We start from the raw sequence: 16684 nt of genomic DNA on the forward strand, positions 1-16684 counted from the left end.
ATGCGCCACAGGAGGATCCCCCATGCCCGAAATGACCCTGCGCCAGATCGAGGTGATCCGCGCCGTGATGATGACCGGCACGATCAGCGGCGCGGCCAAGTTGCTGAACGTCTCGGCCCCCGGCATCAGCCGTCTCGTAAAGCATACGGAGGAGTCACTGGGCATCCGCCTGTTCGAGCGCAAGGCCGGGCTGTTCGTGCCCTCGGTCGAGGCCAGCCGCGTCTTCGACCAGCTGCGCGAGGTCTACAAGGGCGTGGAGAACCTGCAACGCGCCGTCGGATCGCTGCAACAGGGCGAGGAGGTGCAACTGGCCTTTGCCTCGGCCCCGTCGGTGGCGCAGTTCATCGCTGCACGCGTGATGCAGCGCGTCCGGGCGCGCTATGCCGAGCTGTTCATCGACCTCAACATCCTCAAGATCGAGGAAACGCTGGACTATCTGCTGCTGGAACGCGGCGAGTTCGTCATCATGTCCTCGCGGATCGACAACCCGGCGGTTGAGAACGAGACGCTGGCCGAGGGCAGGCTGGTGGCCATCGTGCCCGACCGGCATCCGTTGGCCGCGCAACAGACGATCTCGGTGCATGACCTGGCACGGGAATCGCTGATCGGCATCGATCCGGCTGACCCCTATGGCCGCCTGTTGGCCCAACCCTTCGAGCGGGAGGGCCTGCCGGTGCGTCACGCGATGCGCGGCCGCTTTGCCCAGACCGTGGTCAGCCTGGTGCGGCACGGGCTGGGCGTGGCGCTGATCGACGAATTCTCGGTCGCAGAGGTCTACATGCCCGGTGTGACTCGCCGCCCGCTGGCCGAACCCAGTGGCGTTACCATCCAGGTGGTGCGCAAGAAAGGGCGTGTCCTGTCGGGTTATGCGGAATACACCGTGCAGCAATTCCGGCGCGAACTGGCCAAGGCAGTCGAGGACGGCCCCTCGATGCGCGCCCGCCCGTAACATCATGTTCATCAGACAGCAGCCTTGGTATTTGACGTTACGCGCCTGATCGGCGATCCCTGACGTGTCGGCCACCCGACCGGGTGGGTCCACGAAAACGACGCTAAGGGAGGATACCATGAAGCGCATTCTGTTCGGTGCCGTTGCGGCACTGGCCCTGACCGCGGGTTTCGCCGCGGCCGAATACCCCGAGAAGGAAATCCAGGGCATCATCCAGTGGGGGGCCGGCGGCTCTACCGACACGGTGATGCGATCGGTGACGCCGCATGCCGAGGAAATCCTGGGCGGCAGCGTGGTCATGCAGAACATGACCGGCGCCGTAGGCGCCATCGCGCTGAACTACGTGGCCGAGGCGGACGCCGATGGCTATACCCTGCTGATGGGCGCGGAAAACCCGATGCTCTACAAGGTGATGGGCCTGGGCGACCGGGACTACGGCGAGTTCATTCCCGTCAGCCTGCTGGCGCGTGGCACGCCGCTTCTGGTCGCCAACAACGACGCGCCCTTCGACACCTATGCCGAGATGATCGCCTATATCAAGGCGAACCCCGGCGAGGTCCGCTTCGGCTCGACCGGCCCGGGCGGACTGCCCTCGGTCGTGACGGCGATGATCAATGCCGTCGAGGGCGAGCTTGACGTGATCGCCGTGCCCTATGACGGCGACGGCCCGGCGCTGACCGGCCTTCAGGGCGGCGCGATCGACGTCATGCCCGCCGTCCTCGGCGCCGCGATCGAAGCTGTCCGCGCCGGCAACATGAAGGCGCTGGCCGTGGTCGACCTGACCGAGAACGACAAGTTGCCCGGGGTGCAGAGCGTGGCCGCAGTCAGCCCCGGCTATGCCACCTACCTGCCCTGGGGTCCGTTCTTTGGCGTCTTCGTCAAGAAGGGCACGCCGGACGACGTGGTGGCCAAGCTGTCGGCCGCCTATGCCGAAGCTGCCAAGAACGCGGAATTCATCGAGTTGATGGAAGGCCGCGGGTTCACCCTGATGGGCATTTCCGGCGCCGAGGCCGACGCCTTCCTGTCCAAGTGGCAGCAGGGCACCGCATGGCTGCTCCAGGATGCCGGCCTGACCAAGGCCTCGCCGGAGGAGTTCGGCATCGCGCGTCCCGGCCAGTGATCCTGGCGGGCGGATCCTGACATCCGCCGACGACAGGGCGTCGCATTTCCTGCGCGAAGTGCGGCGCCCTTTTTCTTGTCGCCCATCGGGAGGAGGGCCCCATGCAAAAGATCGATCCGGACCACCATGACGGCACGTCCGACGCCACGCCCGGAGGCGAGGCCGACAAGCGCCGCCCCGGAGAACTGGCCTTTGCCCTGTTCCTGCTGGGGGCCAGCGCCATCCTGCTGTGGAACGCCTACGGCATTGCGGGCTTCGAGGCGCTGTCCTCACCCGGGGCGATCCCGATGGCCACGACCGCGGTCATGGTCGTCACCGCCGCGATGGTCGCGCTGAAGACCCTGCGCATGCCGCTCGACAGCACCGAGACGCTGCGTCGCGACATCCTGCCCCTGACGGTGATCGTCTTTGCCGTCCTGCTGGTGGCCTATGGGCTGTTCCTGCGCACGCTGGGCTTTCTGCCGGTCTCGGCGATCTTCCTGATCGTGGCGGTGAAATACCTCGGCCGGCGCAGCTGGGGCTGGACGCTGGGCGTGTCACTGGCTGCGCTGGCAATCACGTGGCTGATCTTCCGCATCGTGTTCTCCGTTCTCATGCCCGCCGGGATCGTCCCCGAGGCCGAGATGGTGCAGGCGCTGCGGTCGCTGTTCCAAGGGGGTGCGCAATGACCGCGCTGATGGATTTCCTGACGGTTCTCACGCAGCCGCAATTGCTGCTGCTGGTGGGCCTGGGCACTTTCGCCGGCGTCTACGTGGGCGCGATTCCCGGCCTGTCGGTGACGATGGCCGTGTCGATCCTGATCTCATTTACCTTTTCCTGGGACGTGCACCCGGCCATCGCCCTGATGATCGGCATCTACATGGGCGGGGTCTATGGCGGATCGCGCACGGCGATCCTGCTGAACATCCCCGGCGCGCCCTCGGCCATCGCCACCGCGCTGGATGGCTATCCCATGGCGCAGCGCGGCGAGGCGGGCACCGCAATCGGCGTGACCACGGTCATGTCCTTCATCGGCGGCTTCATCGGCATCGGCGTGCTGGCGCTGGCCGCCCCCTTCGTGTCGGATTTCGCGCTGAAGTTCCAGCCGCGCGACTACATGCTGCTGGCGATCCTGGGCATCCTTCTGGTGGGCTCGCTGTCGCAGGGCAGCCTGGTCAAGGGTATCTTCGCCGGCGCGCTGGGCATCGCCATCGGCGCGGTCGGGCGCGACCCGCTGACCTTTGCCGAGCGGTTCACCTTCGACCTGCGGCTGATGGAGGGCGGGATTTCCTTCATCGCGGTGATGATCGGCATGTTCGGCGTCTCGGAGGCGCTGCTGCAACTGCACCATGTCGACAAGGACGCCGTGCGGCAGAAGATCACCCGCATCGTGCCGTCGCTGGCGACGGTGAAAAAGCACCTGCCGCTGTCCTTGCAGACATCGAGCATCGGCGTGGTGATCGGCGCCCTGCCCGGCACCGGCGGCGACATCGCCGCGCTGATGGCCTATGACCACGCCAAGCGCGTGACCAAGAACCCCGAGGTGCCTTTCGGCAAGGGCGCGATGGAGGGGCTTGTCGCCCCCGAGACCGCCAACAACGCCGCTGTCGGCGGGGCCTTCATCCCGATGATGACGCTGGGCATTCCCGGCGACGCAGTCACGGCGATCATGATCGGCGCGCTGTTCATCCACGGGCTGAACCCCGGCCCGATGCTGATGATCGACCAGCCCGACATGTTCTGGTTCATCGTCGGATGCCTGGTGGCCGCCAACTTCTTCATGCTGCTATTCGGCCTGACCGGGATCAGGCTGTTCACCAAGATCGTCGAGATGCCGCGGTCGGTGCTGATCCCGCTGATCATGCTGCTGTCGATCGTCGGCGCCTTCGCGGTGAACAACTCGATCTCCGATGTCTACTGGATGCTCGGGTTTGGCATCTTCGGCTATTTCATGCGACATTACGGCTATCCGCTGGGCCCCGTCATCCTGGGGGTGATCCTGTCGCGCCTGCTGGACGACAACTGGCGCCGCGCGATCATCTCGGAACGCGAGGACCTGGGCCGCTTTTTCGAAGGCGTCGTGACCTCTCCGCTGTCGCTGGTGCTGTTCGTCGCCGTGATCCTCGTCTTCGTGTCGCAGACGCCGGTCTGGCGCTGGGGCAAGTCCAAGCTGTTCAAGGAGTCCTGACCATGACCGCTCCCGACCTCAGGCTGGGCCTGATCGGCGACAACATCGCCCGCTCGCGCGCGCCGGTCCTGCACCGGCTGGCCGGTGACCAGAACGGCATGACCGTGCAATACGACCGTCTGGTGCCAAAGGACATGGGCGAGGAGTTCGACGCCGTCTTCGACCGCTGCGCGGAGCGTGGTTATCGTGGCATAAACGTCACCTATCCATACAAGGAGCGCGCCGCGCGCAAGGTGCGGATCGACGACCCGCTGGTGGCGGCGATCGGCGCGGTCAACACGGTACTGTTCGACGCCGACGGCCCACGCGGGTTCAACACCGATTACAGCGGCTTCATTGCAGCCTATCGCGGCGCACGCACGGCCGCCCCGGGCATCTGCTGCCTGATCGGGACCGGCGGCGTGGGCCGGGCGCTGGCCTTTGGCCTGCTGGCGCTGGGGGCCGAGGAAATCCGCCTGGTCGACCGCGACGCGGCCAAGGCCGAGGCGCTCGCCGCCGACCTGCGCGCCACCGGCAAGCTCACCCGCATCGTGATCCACACGGACGCGACCGAGGCGGCGCGCGGCGCGCAGGGCCTGCTCAACGGCACGCCCGTCGGCATGGTGGGATACGGCGGCACCCCCCTGCCCGCGAAGGCGATGCAGGGCGCCGCGTGGGCCTTTGACGCGGTCTATACGCCGGTCGATACGGAGTTCCTGACCGATGCCACCGCGGCGGGGCTGGACGTGATCTCGGGCTACGAGCTGTTCTTCTGGCAGGGCGTGCACGCCTGGGCGCATTTCGCGGCCAGGCCGCTGGACGAGGCCGCGCTGCGCGCGAGCCTGCAAACCGAGGCGGAAGCGGCATGAAGACCTCGATCGCCACCGTCTCGATCCCCGGCACGCTGCGCGAAAGGCTGGCGGCCATCGCCAAGGCCGGTTTCGACGGGATCGAGATCTTCGAGCAGGATTTCATCGCGGACGAGGGCAGCGCAAGCGACATCGGCGCAATGATCCGCGACCACGGGCTGGAGATCTCGCTTTTCCAGCCCTTCCGCGACTTCGAGGGGCTGACCGGCGAGTTGCGGCGCCGCGCCTTCGACCGGGCGCGGCACAAGTTCGACCTGATGGCCGAGTTGGGCACGAACCGCATCCTGGTCTGTTCGTCCTGCCATCCGCAGGCACTGGGCGGCATCGACCGCGCGGCCGACGATTTCGCCGAGTTGGGCGCCATCGCGGCGGATTATGGCATCCAGGTCGGGTTCGAGGCGCTGGCCTGGGGCCGCCACGTCAACGACCACCGCGACGCGTGGGAAATCGTGCGCCGTGCCGACCATCCCAATGTCGGGCTGATCCTGGACAGCTTTCACACGCTGGCCCGCCGGATCGAGCCGAACACGATCCGCCGCATCCCGGCGGACAAGATCACCTTCGTCCAGCTGGCCGACGCGCCGCTGATCGAGATGGACCTGCTGTACTGGTCGCGCCACTTCCGCAACATGCCCGGCGAGGGCGACCTGCCGGTGACGGATTTCCTGCGCGCTGTCGCCGCGACCGGTTATGACGACTGGCTCAGCCTGGAAATCTTCAACGACCAGTTCCGCGGCGGCCGACCCGAGGGGCTGGCCCGCGACGGCCACCGCTCGCTGGTGGCAGCGATGGACGACGTGCGGCGGCTGGAGCCGGGCGCCTGGCCCAACCTGCCCGAGATCCCGACGCGGGTCGCCGTGCAGGGCGTGGAATTCGTCGAGTTCGCCACCCGAGGCGCCGAGGCCGAGACGCTGCGCGACCTGTTGCGCAGCATGGGCTTTGCCGAGGCCGGGCGGCATGTCTCGAAGGCCGTCACGCTATGGCAGCAGGCGGATATCCGCATCGTGCTGAACGAGGAAACCACCGGGTTTGCCGACCATGCCTATACCGCCAGCGGAACGGGCATCTGCGATGTCGGCCTGAGCGTCGCCAGCGCCGAGGCGACGACAGAACGCGCAATCGCGCTGGGCGCCGACCTGTTCCACCAGCCGGTGGGACCGGGCGAGTTCGACATTCCCGCGATCCGCAGCGTCGGCGGGAGCGTGCTGCATTTCATCGACGAGACCAGCGGCCTGTCCGCAGTCTGGTCAGTCGAGTTCCGGGGCAGCGACAAGGGCCCTGCCCCGGATGCCGCCCTGCGCCGCATCGACCACCTGGCCGAGACAATGAGCTATGACGAGATGCTCAGCTGGTCGCTGTTCTACACCTCGCTGTTCGACATGCAGCCCTCGGCGATGACCGACGTGATCGACCCGGACGGGCTGGTGCGCAGCCAGGCCATCCGCACCCCCGACGGTGCCGCGCGCATCACGCTGAACGGCGCCGAGACGCACCGCACGCTGGCCGGCAGTTTCCTCGCCGAGAGTTTTGGCGGCGCGGTGCAGCACGTGGCCTTCACCAGCGACGACATATTTGCAAGCGCGCGGCGCATGGCCGATCTCGGGTTTCGTCCGCTGCCGATGACGGACAACTATTACCGCGACCTGGCAGCCAGGTTCGACCTGGGCGCGGAGGCGCTGCAGGCGCTGCAGGCACATGACATTCTTTACGACGAGGATGCTCGGGGCCGGTTCTACCAGTTCTACTCGCGCCCCTTCGGCGGCGGCCTGTTCTTCGAGGTGGTCCAGCGCCTGGACGGCTACGACGGCTATGGCGCGCCCAACGCGCCGTTCCGGATCGCGGCGCAGAAACGGCTGATGCGGGCCAAGGGGGTTCCGAGGCGCTAAGCGGACCGGGCGCCGGGTTGCGGCCAGGCTGGACAGCGTCGCACGGCTCATCGACGCTTCCGGCCTGTCGGTCCGCGTCAACCCGGCGCCGCAACCGCATCCTGCAAGCGGCTAGGACTTGGTCATTGCGCAGCGTGGCCGGGGCCGCCGGCGGGATCCGCCCTGCAGAGCCCGGGACGCGCTGGGACAAGAGGCCATGCCCGAACCATTGACCATCGTCATCGTCGAAGAGGACCGCGACCGGGCGGTGTCGATCGTGGACGCCCTGAAGGAGTCGGGCGACTAGAGATCCACGTGATCGGGTCGGCCTCGGGCCTGGCGCGCAAGATCGCCAGGCATTCACCGGACATCGTGCTGATCGACGCCGGCAACCCGACGCGCGACATGCTCGAGGAACTGACACTGGCCTCGGGGCCGCTGGACCGGCCGGTGGCCATGTTCGTCGATTCGGGCGCTGGGTGGGCTGGCGCGCACGGCGGTCGAGGCCGGGATGTCGGCCTACGTGGTCAACGGGCTTAAGCCCGACCGCCTGGCGCCGATCATCGAGGCCGCCGTAACGCGGTTCCAGATGATCCGGCAGATGCGCACCGAGTTGGCAGAGTCCCGCCGCGCGCTGGAGGAACGCAAGGTCATCGACCGCGCCAAGGGCCTGCTGATGAAGGCCCGTGGCATCGGCGAGGACGAGGCCTATGCCATGCTGCGCAAGACGCCGATGGACCAGGGCCGGCGGTTGGCCGAGGTGGCCGAAGCCCTCGCGACCGCATCGAGGCTGTTGTCGTGAAGTCGATCCCGTGGTGTTGCCCCACTGAAGTGGTCGCCTCCTCGGGATAGTTTATCCCGTATCACGGAGGACCACGACGATGGCAGGCAAACGAGAGAAGCCCGAAGACATCATCACGACGCCGCAGCAGGTCGAAGTGCTGCAGGGCCAAGGCGCGAAGATTGCGGACGCGGTTCGACAGATCGGCGTGACCCAGCAGACCTGCTACCGCTGGCGGCGTGAGTATGGTGGGATGACCCGCGACCAACTCAAACGGTTGAAAGAGCTTGAGCAGGAGACCACCCGGCTCCGGCGTGCGGTCGCGAATCTGACGCTGGACACGCTCATCCTGTCCGAGGCTGCGAAGGGAAACGACCGAGCCCTTCGCGTCGCCGCCGCTGCATCGTCCATATCCGGCAGGAGCTGGGCGTTTCCGAGCGCCGCGCCTGTCGGGCCCTGGGGCAGCATCGATCCACGCAGCGCAAGGTTCCTGCAGGTCGTCATGACGAGGAACGCCTGACGGCGGACATCATCGAATTGGCCCGGCTCTACGGCCGTTACGGCTACCGGCAGATCACCGGAATGCTGGTTCAGGCCGGATGGTGCGTGAACCAAAAACGCGTGGAACGGATATGGCGACGCGAAGGGCTCAAGGCCCCGCCGAAACAGAAGAAACGAGAGCGGCTCTGCTTGACCGAAGGCTCCTGCGTGCGCTTGCGACCGGACCGCCAAATCCACGTCTGGTCCTATGACTTCGTGCAGGACCGGACGGCGGACGGGCGCGTCTACCGCATGCTCAACATCATCGATGAATACACCAGAGAGGTCCTGATGATACGTGTGAAGCGAAGGCTCAACTCCGGTGACGTGGGCGAGCCGTCTCCCGCGCGCTATCGCACGACGAACTGGTCCAGCTACAACGCGTCGCTGCGGAAGCGGGGATCGCTGCTGATCGGGGTCGACAAGGAGATGACATCGCGCGCGCCGCGTGACGCTCGGCCCGGGCGTCCGCCGGTTTTCTCCGATGCGGCCATACAGTTCTGCTTGTCGGTCAAGGTTCTCTTCAAACTGCCGTTGCGCCAGACCGCCGGGATGGTGGCCAGCCTGCTCCGGTTAGCGGGACTGGACTGGCCGGTTCCGGACTTCTCCACCCTGTGCCGCAGGCAGAAGCCCCTGGCCGTGCAGGTTCCCTATCGCCGTGCCGACGGGCCGCTCAACCTGCTGGTCCCCTCTCGGGACAGTGCTGCGCAATGCCCTGCCGGGCAGTGGACGGCACCGGGATCAAGTTCCTCGGCGATGGCGAATGGCAGGCCCGCAAACACGGGGTGCAGGGCCGCCGCCAATGGCGCAAGGTGCATCTCGCCATGGACCCGGCCACATCCGACATCCGCGCCGTCGAATTCACCCCAAGCCGCGACAGCGACAGCCCCGTGCTGCCGGACCTGCTCGGCCAGATCCCGGCGGACGAACCGATCGGCACCGTCACCGCCCCTCTCGGCAGATTGCTTCGCAATCGCCTGCCGGGCAGTGGACGGCGCCTACGACACGCGCCACTGCCACAGCGCCATCATAGAGCGTGACGCCATCCCGATCATTCCCATCCGCAAGAACGGCTGACCCTGGAAAGGGGACTGTCCGGCCGCAAAGGTCCGCAACGACACATTGCGCGCGACGCGATACTGCGGCCGAGCATTCTGGAAACGCTGGACCGGATACCACGCCCGCAGCCGGATCGAGGCGAGGAGGCGCTGCCTGAAAGCCTTCGGCGAGCGCATCGCCGCGAGAGACCCCGACCGCCAGACCGCCGAAATCCAAATCCGCATCGCCCTCATGAACCGTTTCTCGGCCCTCGGCACCGCCGAGATCGTCCGCGTGGCCTGACGTCAGCTGGGAAAGGGGCAGTCGCGCCTTAAGCGTGACTTCTGCAACAATGCCGATGCGCTTGCAAAAAGGTGCTTTTCTGGTTAGCGTATTAATGTTGTGAGGCATCTTTTTTCCTGTAACAGGTATCGTGGAAGTGGCCTTTGGTCACGCTGAGATTGACGGTTGGCGGTTCAGGGCGGGCCGTCTGGTCTTGGGAGAGACTTACAGGCTTCGGGCAAATCAGAAGAAACGCACCTGTCTTAAGTTGAGCTAGTAGAAAGAGTATAGATGACTGGTATTTCCTTACCGGGATGTTTCCCGAAGATATTGAACGGCTTGATCAACGTATCCGGAAGCCTGGCCGACGATCGACGGCGTTGCAAACAGGCATTGGCCTGACCGGTTCCCCGTGACACGGGAAGACGTCCCGCCCTACCAGGACGCAGTGTAATACATCCGGGCCTTTGCCCGGTATTTCATCCTTTCCACCCGATGTATCTCGCACCTCGTTTTCCAAAGAAACATGACTTTTCCGGACCGCAGCCATGCCAAATGAATCGCCCATCCTACTGACCGATACGTTCAGCTTCGAAAAGTTCGTTGTGGACAACACGATGACCGCAACACATGCCGTCGCGGCCGCCGACTTCGACGGCGACGGTGACATCGACCTCGTCTCGACGGCCGAGGACGACAACACCGTCGCGTGGTTCCGCAACGATGGTGGACTGGGCTTCACCAAGATCGTGATCGATGCATCCTTCCTTCAGGCCTATCCGGTCAGTGTGGCGGACATGAACGGTGACGGCTTCATAGATGTCCTCGCCGGTGGCTACGGGCAGGACGAGTACCGGATCTACGTCAACGATGGGGTAGGCAATTTTTCCCTCGGCGCGACATTGGTCGCCGACGGGGCGCACAGCATCTTCGGCATCGACATGGACAGCGACGGCGACATGGATGTCGTCGTGGCCGATCAGGACGGCAACCGCATCGCCTGGTATCAGAATGATGGCGCGCTGAACTTTGCCGCCTTCGCGGTCGATGCGTCCTTGAAATGGGCAAAGACCGCGGTGCCCGCGGACGTGAATGGCGACGGTTTCGTAGACATCATCGGAACCTGGAACCGGGGCAGTTTTGTCAGGCTCTACCTGAACGACGGAGAACAGAACTTCACCGCCCAGACCGTGGATGCGACCATCGATGGCGCCTATTTCGCCGTTGCAGCCGATCTCGATGGAGATGGCGACGTCGATATCGTCTCGGTCGGACACAAGGACAACACGCTGGCGTGGTACCAGAACGACGGCAACCAGACCTTTACCAAGATCGCGATCGATACCGCCGTTGCGGGCGCGCGCTCGGTGGTGGCGCGCGATGTCGACCTTGACGGCGACATCGACCTGTTGGCGACGGCGCGTCTTGGCGATGCGATCAACCTTTACCTAAACGACGGCACCGGCACGTTCACCGGCAGCGCCCTGGATGCCACAGCGCCCGGCGCGTATGGTGTCGATACGTTCGACGTCAATCTCGACGGCTTGCCCGACGTGATCGCCGCGCTGCGAGACAGCGGCGAAGTCGTCGTCTACTTCCAGACAAGGGGCCAGTCGGCCCAGGTCACGCAGGGAAGCAGCGTCGTGATCGACAACACGCGCCTCCAGGCCGTTGATGTCGATGACGATCCGTCAAGCCTTATCTATACGCTGGATACCTTGCCGACTTCGGGGGAACTGCGTCTCGGTGGTGGTCTGCTCGGGGCTGGCGGCAACTTCACCCAGGCGGATGTCGATGCCGGCCTGCTAACCTATGTCCACGACGGCACCTCCGGGACAAACGACACTTTCGCCTTCACGCTGGCCGATGGTGGCGAGGACGGGGCGCAATCGATATCCAGCAGTTTTTTCCTTGCGATCAATACCGGTGAACTGGACGCCGTGCCGGATGCGTTCACGACGAATTTCGGTGAAATGCTGTTCATCGACATTCCGGCCGACCTCCTGGCAAATGACATTGCCGGCGGAGGACAGACGCCGGGATTCGATGGGTTCACCCTGCCCTCAAATGGCAGCCTGATCCGCAGCGGCGACACGTTGACCTACACGCCGAACCCGGGCTTCGACGGGATCGACGGTTTCACCTACACGGTGAGCGACGGGGGTCTCAGCGATACGGCCTCGGTGAGCATCACGGTTCTCGGCGCCCCGGCAGAACTCGTGTCGGACGATTTCTCGGACCCCGCGCTGTCGGGGATCTGGACGCAGGCCGGCCCGGCGGGCACCTCGGTCGCGCTGGGGGTCGAGGGGGACGACAAGTTCGTGCGCCTCTCGACGCCGGCTGGGAACTACGACGCGTTCAACCAGAACAACGCGGCGCGGCTGCTGCAGGCGGTGGCGGACACCGATTTCGAGGTCGAGGCGCGGTTCCTGTCGGTGCCGGTCGATGGCAACGAGTTCCAGGGCATCCTGGTCGAGCAGGACGCGAACACCTGGATGCGGTTCGACACCTATTCGAATGGCACGAACCTGATCGCCTTCGCGGCGGTGACGGTGAACGGGTCGTCATCGATCGCGATCAATAACGTGACGATCCCCGGCGGCGAGGCGCCCTACCTGCGGGTGACGCGGGTCGGCGACGCGTTCACCTTTGCCTATTCCACCGACGGCGTGAGCTATGTCACCGCCGGCACGGTCACGCGGGCGATCGAGGTCAACGCGATCGGCCCCTTCGCCGGCAGCACCAGCGGCGCCGGCGGCTTCGACGCCAAGGTGGACTACTTCTTCAACACCGCCAGCCCGATCGTGCCGGAGGATGACGTCGGATCGCCGGGCAACCAACCGCCCGTGGCTGTTGACGACGCGTTTTCGACCGGGCCCGGTGTGCCGCTGGCGGGCGACGTGCTGGCGAACGACAGCGATCCCGAGGGCGACCCGCTGACCGCCGCGGTCCTGAGCGGCCCGGTCAACGGCACGCTGAGCCTGAACCCGGACGGCACGTTCGACTACACGCCGAACCCGGGCTTCGACGGATCCGACGGGTTCACCTACACGGTGAGCGACGGCAGCGCCACCGACGAGGGCGCCGTCGCCATCACGGTTCTCGCGGCTCTGACGGATCCGGTGTCGGACGATTTCTCGGACCCCGCGCTGTCGGGGATCTGGACGCAGGCCGGCCCGGCGGGCACCTCGGTCGCGCTGGGGGTCGAGGGGGACGAGAAGTTCGTGCGGCTCTCGACGCCGGCTGGGAACTACGACGCGTTCAACCAGAACAACGCGGCGCGGCTGCTGCAGGCGGTGGCGGACACCGATTTCGAGGTCGAGGCGCGGTTCCTGTCGGTGCCGGTCGACGGCAACGAGTTCCAGGGCATCCTGGTCGAGCAGGACGCGAACACCTGGATGCGGTTCGACACCTATTCGAACGGCACGAACCTGATCGCCTTCGCGGCGGTGACGGTGAACGGGTCGTCATCGATCGCGATCAATAACGTGACGATCCCCGGCGGCGAGGCGCCCTATCTGCGGGTGACGCGGGTCGGCGACGAGTTCACCTTTGCCTATTCCACCGACGGCGTGAGCTATGTCACCGCCGGCACGGTGACGCGGGCGATCGAGGTCAACGCGATCGGCCCCTTCGCCGGCAGCACCAACGGCGCCGGCGGCTTCGACGCCAAGGTGGACTACTTCTTCAACACCGCCAGCCCGATCGTGCCGGAGGATCCTGTATCGACCCTGCCGCAGCCGGTCTTCGACTTGCCCGGGGCGCGAAGCTTCGATGGCAGCGCGGCCGCGGTGCTGGAACTGCCGCATGACGCGATCTATGCGCTGGCCGAAGGCACCATCGCCTTCGCCTTCACGGCGGCGGATACCAACGGCGCGCAGGGGCTGTTCACCAAGGACGCCTCCGGGTTCGCGGGCGGCGGCAACCATTTCGCGCTGTATCTCGACGGCACGGTGCTGACCGCGCGGTTCCAGGACGGCGCCGCGTCCGAGACGGTGAAGGTCAACGGCATCGAGGCGAACCGCGAATACGAGGTCGCCGTCACCTTCGACGCCGGCGGCGGGACGGTCTGGCTCGACGGCGTCGCAGTCGCCACGTCCGCGTTGGTCATGGACTGGAGCGGTGGCGGCAATGTCGAGTACATCCAGTGGGGCGGCCGCGGCTGGGGCAGCCAGACCGGCCAGCCCGGCTTCGACGCGCCGTTCGAAGGCACCATCTCCGACATGCAGGTCTACGACACCGCGCTCGACGCGACACAGATCGCAGAACTGGCGGGTGGTGGCGTAAACCAACCGCCCGTGGCTGTTGACGACGCGTTTTCGACCGGGCCCGGTGTGCCGCTGGCGGGCGACGTGCTGGCGAACGACAGCGATCCCGAGGGCGACCCGCTGACCGCCGCGGTCCTGAGCGGCCCGGTCAACGGCACGCTGAGCCTGAACCCGGACGGCACGTTCGACTACACGCCGAACCCGGGCTTCGACGGATCCGACGGGTTCACCTACACGGTGAGCGACGGCAGCGCCACCGACGAGGGCGCCGTCGCCATCACGGTTCTCGCGGCTCTGACGGATCCGGTGTCGGACGATTTCTCGGACCCCGCGCTGTCGGGGATCTGGACGCAGGCCGGCCCGGCGGGCACCTCGGTCGCGCTGGGGGTCGAGGGGGACGAGAAGTTCGTGCGGCTCTCGACGCCGGCTGGGAACTACGACGCGTTCAACCAGAACAACGCGGCGCGGCTGCTGCAGGCGGTGGCGGACACCGATTTCGAGGTCGAGGCGCGGTTCCTGTCGGTGCCGGTCGACGGCAACGAGTTCCAGGGCATCCTGGTCGAGCAGGACGCGAACACCTGGATGCGGTTCGACACCTATTCGAACGGCACGAACCTGATCGCCTTCGCGGCGGTGACGGTGAACGGGTCGTCATCGATCGCGATCAATAACGTGACGATCCCCGGCGGCGAGGCGCCCTATCTGCGGGTGACGCGGGTCGGCGACGAGTTCACCTTTGCCTATTCCACCGACGGCGTGAGCTATGTCACCGCCGGCACGGTGACGCGGGCGATCGAGGTCAACGCGATCGGCCCCTTCGCCGGCAGCACCAACGGCGCCGGCGGCTTCGACGCCAAGGTGGACTACTTCTTCAACACCGCCAGCCCGATCGTGCCGGAGGATCCTGTATCGACCCTGCCGCAGCCGGTCTTCGACTTGCCCGGGGCGCGAAGCTTCGATGGCAGCGCGGCCGCGGTGCTGGAACTGCCGCATGACGCGATCTATGCGCTGGCCGAAGGCACCATCGCCTTCGCCTTCACGGCGGCGGATACCAACGGCGCGCAGGGGCTGTTCACCAAGGACGCCTCCGGGTTCGCGGGCGGCGGCAACCATTTCGCGCTGTATCTCGACGGCACGGTGCTGACCGCGCGGTTCCAGGACGGCGCCGCGTCCGAGACGGTGAAGGTCAACGGCATCGAGGCGAACCGCGAATACGAGGTCGCCGTCACCTTCGACGCCGGCGGCGGGACGGTCTGGCTCGACGGCGTCGCAGTCGCCACGTCCGCGTTGGTCATGGACTGGAGCGGTGGCGGCAATGTCGAGTACATCCAGTGGGGCGGCCGCGGCTGGGGCAGCCAGACCGGCCAGCCCGGCTTCGACGCGCCGTTCGAAGGCACCATCTCCGACATGCAGGTCTACGACACCGCGCTCGACGCGACACAGATCGCAGAACTGGCGGTCCAGCCCGCGGGCGGCAACGCGCCTCCGGTTCCGGATGACGAAACCTTGGTGACAAGCGAAGATACCCCGGCGGCGATCACGGTCAGCGAGATCCTGGACGGAGACACCGACCCTGACGGCGATACACTCTCGTTCGAGGGCCTGGCCTCGCAGCCGCAGAACGGCACGGCCGTCTACGATGCAACGGCCGGAACCGTCACCTATACGCCCGGTCCGGACTATTTCGGCTTCGACAGCTTTGGCGTGCTCATCGGCGACGGTGCAGGCGGCTTTGCCCAATCGCTGGTCGCCGTAACCGTGGACCCGGTCGAGGACGATCCGGTTGCGAACGACGACTTGGCCAGCATGCAGGCGGGCGGGACCGCGACGATCAACGTTCTTGGCAACGATGTCGATGTCGATGGCGACACGCTGGTGATCCAGTCCTTCGACGCGGCATCGGCGAATGGTGGCAGCGTGACCGGCAATGGCGATGGCATGCTGACCTATACCCCGCCCGTCGGGTTCTTGGGCGAGGACACGTTCACCTATGTTGTCAGCGACGGGGCCGGACCGACCGATACGGCGACGGTCACCGTGACGGTCTCCAAGGAGCCTGTCCTGCCGGTTCCGGTCTTTGTCCAAGGCGGGGTCACGACCTATTCCGGCGCATCCGCGGATGTCGACAATTATGCGCCTGGCGACCTGCCGCTTGCCATTGCCGAGGGCACCATCGCCTTCTCGTTCATCGACGGCGATCCCGGGATCCGGCAGGGACTGGTCGTGAGGGATGCGTCGAGTTTCGTAGGCGGCGGTAACCATTTCGCGGCCTATGTCGATCGCGGCGACCTCAAGCTTCGCTTTCAGGACGGGGCGGACGATGTGACCTTCGTGTTCGCGGATCTGAACCCGAACGAGGAATACGAGGTCGCGGCGACCTTCAGCGCATCCGGGGTTGCGCTGTATGTGAACGGCGCCCTGATCGACAGCGACCCGCTTGTGATGAATTGGGAAACCAATGTCGAGTGGCTGCAGGTCGGCGGCCTCGGCTGGGGCAGTGCAACCGGATCGAGCGCGTTTTCCAACCCTTTCTCGGGCCAGATCGCGGATGTGGAGATCTACGACGAAATGCTGTCCGACGCGTTCATCGCCGATCTTGCGGCGGTTTCGTCCTTCGATATCGCGTGACGCGAACCAGCCGCCTGGGTCGCCTGCCCTGCCCGCATCGCGTGTCGGGCGGGAACGGCGGGATCACCCCGAATGGGCCTGACCAACGGTGCCTTCCGTGGATGAACGCGGTTGTCACGGCTCGATACGCTCTTGAACCAGGGCCGAAAGCCAGTCATCGCGACCGCAGATTGTCACGCGCGTTTTGACGGCCCCTAA

At 66.0% G+C, this 16684-nt stretch carries 7 protein-coding genes and 3 pseudogenes; all 10 read left to right on the forward strand.

Going from position 1 to position 16684, the window contains the following annotated elements:
* Positions 1-22: 22 nt before the first annotated feature.
* The 10 genes and pseudogenes from KB874_RS21785 (at position 23) to KB874_RS21835 (ending at position 16486) form a co-directional block, all read left to right on the forward strand.
* Positions 23-949, forward strand: coding sequence for a LysR substrate-binding domain-containing protein (locus KB874_RS21785; RefSeq protein WP_212538677.1), 927 nt, complete (start codon positions 23-25; stop codon positions 947-949).
* A 118-nt stretch (positions 950-1067) separates the two neighbouring features.
* Complete coding sequence (locus KB874_RS21790; RefSeq protein ID WP_212538678.1) at positions 1068-2069, forward strand: Bug family tripartite tricarboxylate transporter substrate binding protein; 1002 nt, start codon at positions 1068-1070, stop codon at positions 2067-2069.
* A 101-nt stretch (positions 2070-2170) separates the two neighbouring features.
* Complete coding sequence (locus KB874_RS21795) at positions 2171-2737, forward strand: tripartite tricarboxylate transporter TctB family protein (protein ID WP_212538679.1); 567 nt, start codon at positions 2171-2173, stop codon at positions 2735-2737.
* Positions 2734-4236, forward strand: a complete 1503-nt coding sequence (locus KB874_RS21800) for a tripartite tricarboxylate transporter permease (RefSeq protein ID WP_212538680.1) — start codon at positions 2734-2736, stop codon at positions 4234-4236. Before KB874_RS21795 ends, KB874_RS21800 begins: the two co-directional genes overlap by 4 nt.
* 2 nt (positions 4237-4238) lie before the next feature.
* The gene (locus KB874_RS21805; protein WP_212538681.1) at positions 4239-5084 is read left to right on the forward strand and encodes a shikimate dehydrogenase family protein; all 846 of its coding nucleotides are present in this window, start codon (positions 4239-4241) and stop codon (positions 5082-5084) included.
* The gene (locus KB874_RS21810; RefSeq protein WP_212538682.1) at positions 5081-6970 is read left to right on the forward strand and encodes a bifunctional sugar phosphate isomerase/epimerase/4-hydroxyphenylpyruvate dioxygenase family protein; all 1890 of its coding nucleotides are present in this window, start codon (positions 5081-5083) and stop codon (positions 6968-6970) included. Before KB874_RS21805 ends, KB874_RS21810 begins: the two co-directional genes overlap by 4 nt.
* Positions 6971-7166: 196 nt before the next feature.
* Positions 7167-7751, forward strand: a pseudogene (locus KB874_RS21815) (ANTAR domain-containing response regulator).
* Between the two features lie 79 nt (positions 7752-7830).
* Positions 7831-8600, forward strand: a pseudogene (locus tag KB874_RS23055) (IS3 family transposase); the annotation flags it as partial.
* Positions 8598-9611: pseudogene (locus KB874_RS21830) on the forward strand (IS5 family transposase). The pseudogenes KB874_RS23055 and KB874_RS21830, both read left to right, overlap by 3 nt.
* Before the next feature lie 527 nt (positions 9612-10138).
* Entirely contained in the window at positions 10139-16486 is a 6348-nt protein-coding gene (locus KB874_RS21835; RefSeq protein ID WP_212538684.1) for an Ig-like domain-containing protein, read from the forward strand.
* The last annotated feature ends 198 nt before the right edge of the window (positions 16487-16684 follow it).

Source organism: Thetidibacter halocola (assembly GCF_018224955.1).
GTDB classification, from domain to species: Bacteria; Pseudomonadota; Alphaproteobacteria; order Rhodobacterales; family Rhodobacteraceae; genus Thetidibacter; species Thetidibacter halocola.

Coding starts and splice junctions, on each gene's coding strand:
- KB874_RS21785 (WP_212538677.1), top strand. CDS start 23: ATGCCCGAAATGACCCTGCGCCAGATCGAGGTGATCCGCGCCGTGATG.
- KB874_RS21835 (WP_212538684.1), top strand. CDS start 10,139: ATGCCAAATGAATCGCCCATCCTACTGACCGATACGTTCAGCTTCGAA.
- KB874_RS21810 (WP_212538682.1), top strand. CDS start 5,081: ATGAAGACCTCGATCGCCACCGTCTCGATCCCCGGCACGCTGCGCGAA.
- KB874_RS21805 (WP_212538681.1), top strand. CDS start 4,239: ATGACCGCTCCCGACCTCAGGCTGGGCCTGATCGGCGACAACATCGCC.
- KB874_RS21800 (WP_212538680.1), top strand. CDS start 2,734: ATGACCGCGCTGATGGATTTCCTGACGGTTCTCACGCAGCCGCAATTG.
- KB874_RS21795 (WP_212538679.1), top strand. CDS start 2,171: ATGCAAAAGATCGATCCGGACCACCATGACGGCACGTCCGACGCCACG.
- KB874_RS21790 (WP_212538678.1), top strand. CDS start 1,068: ATGAAGCGCATTCTGTTCGGTGCCGTTGCGGCACTGGCCCTGACCGCG.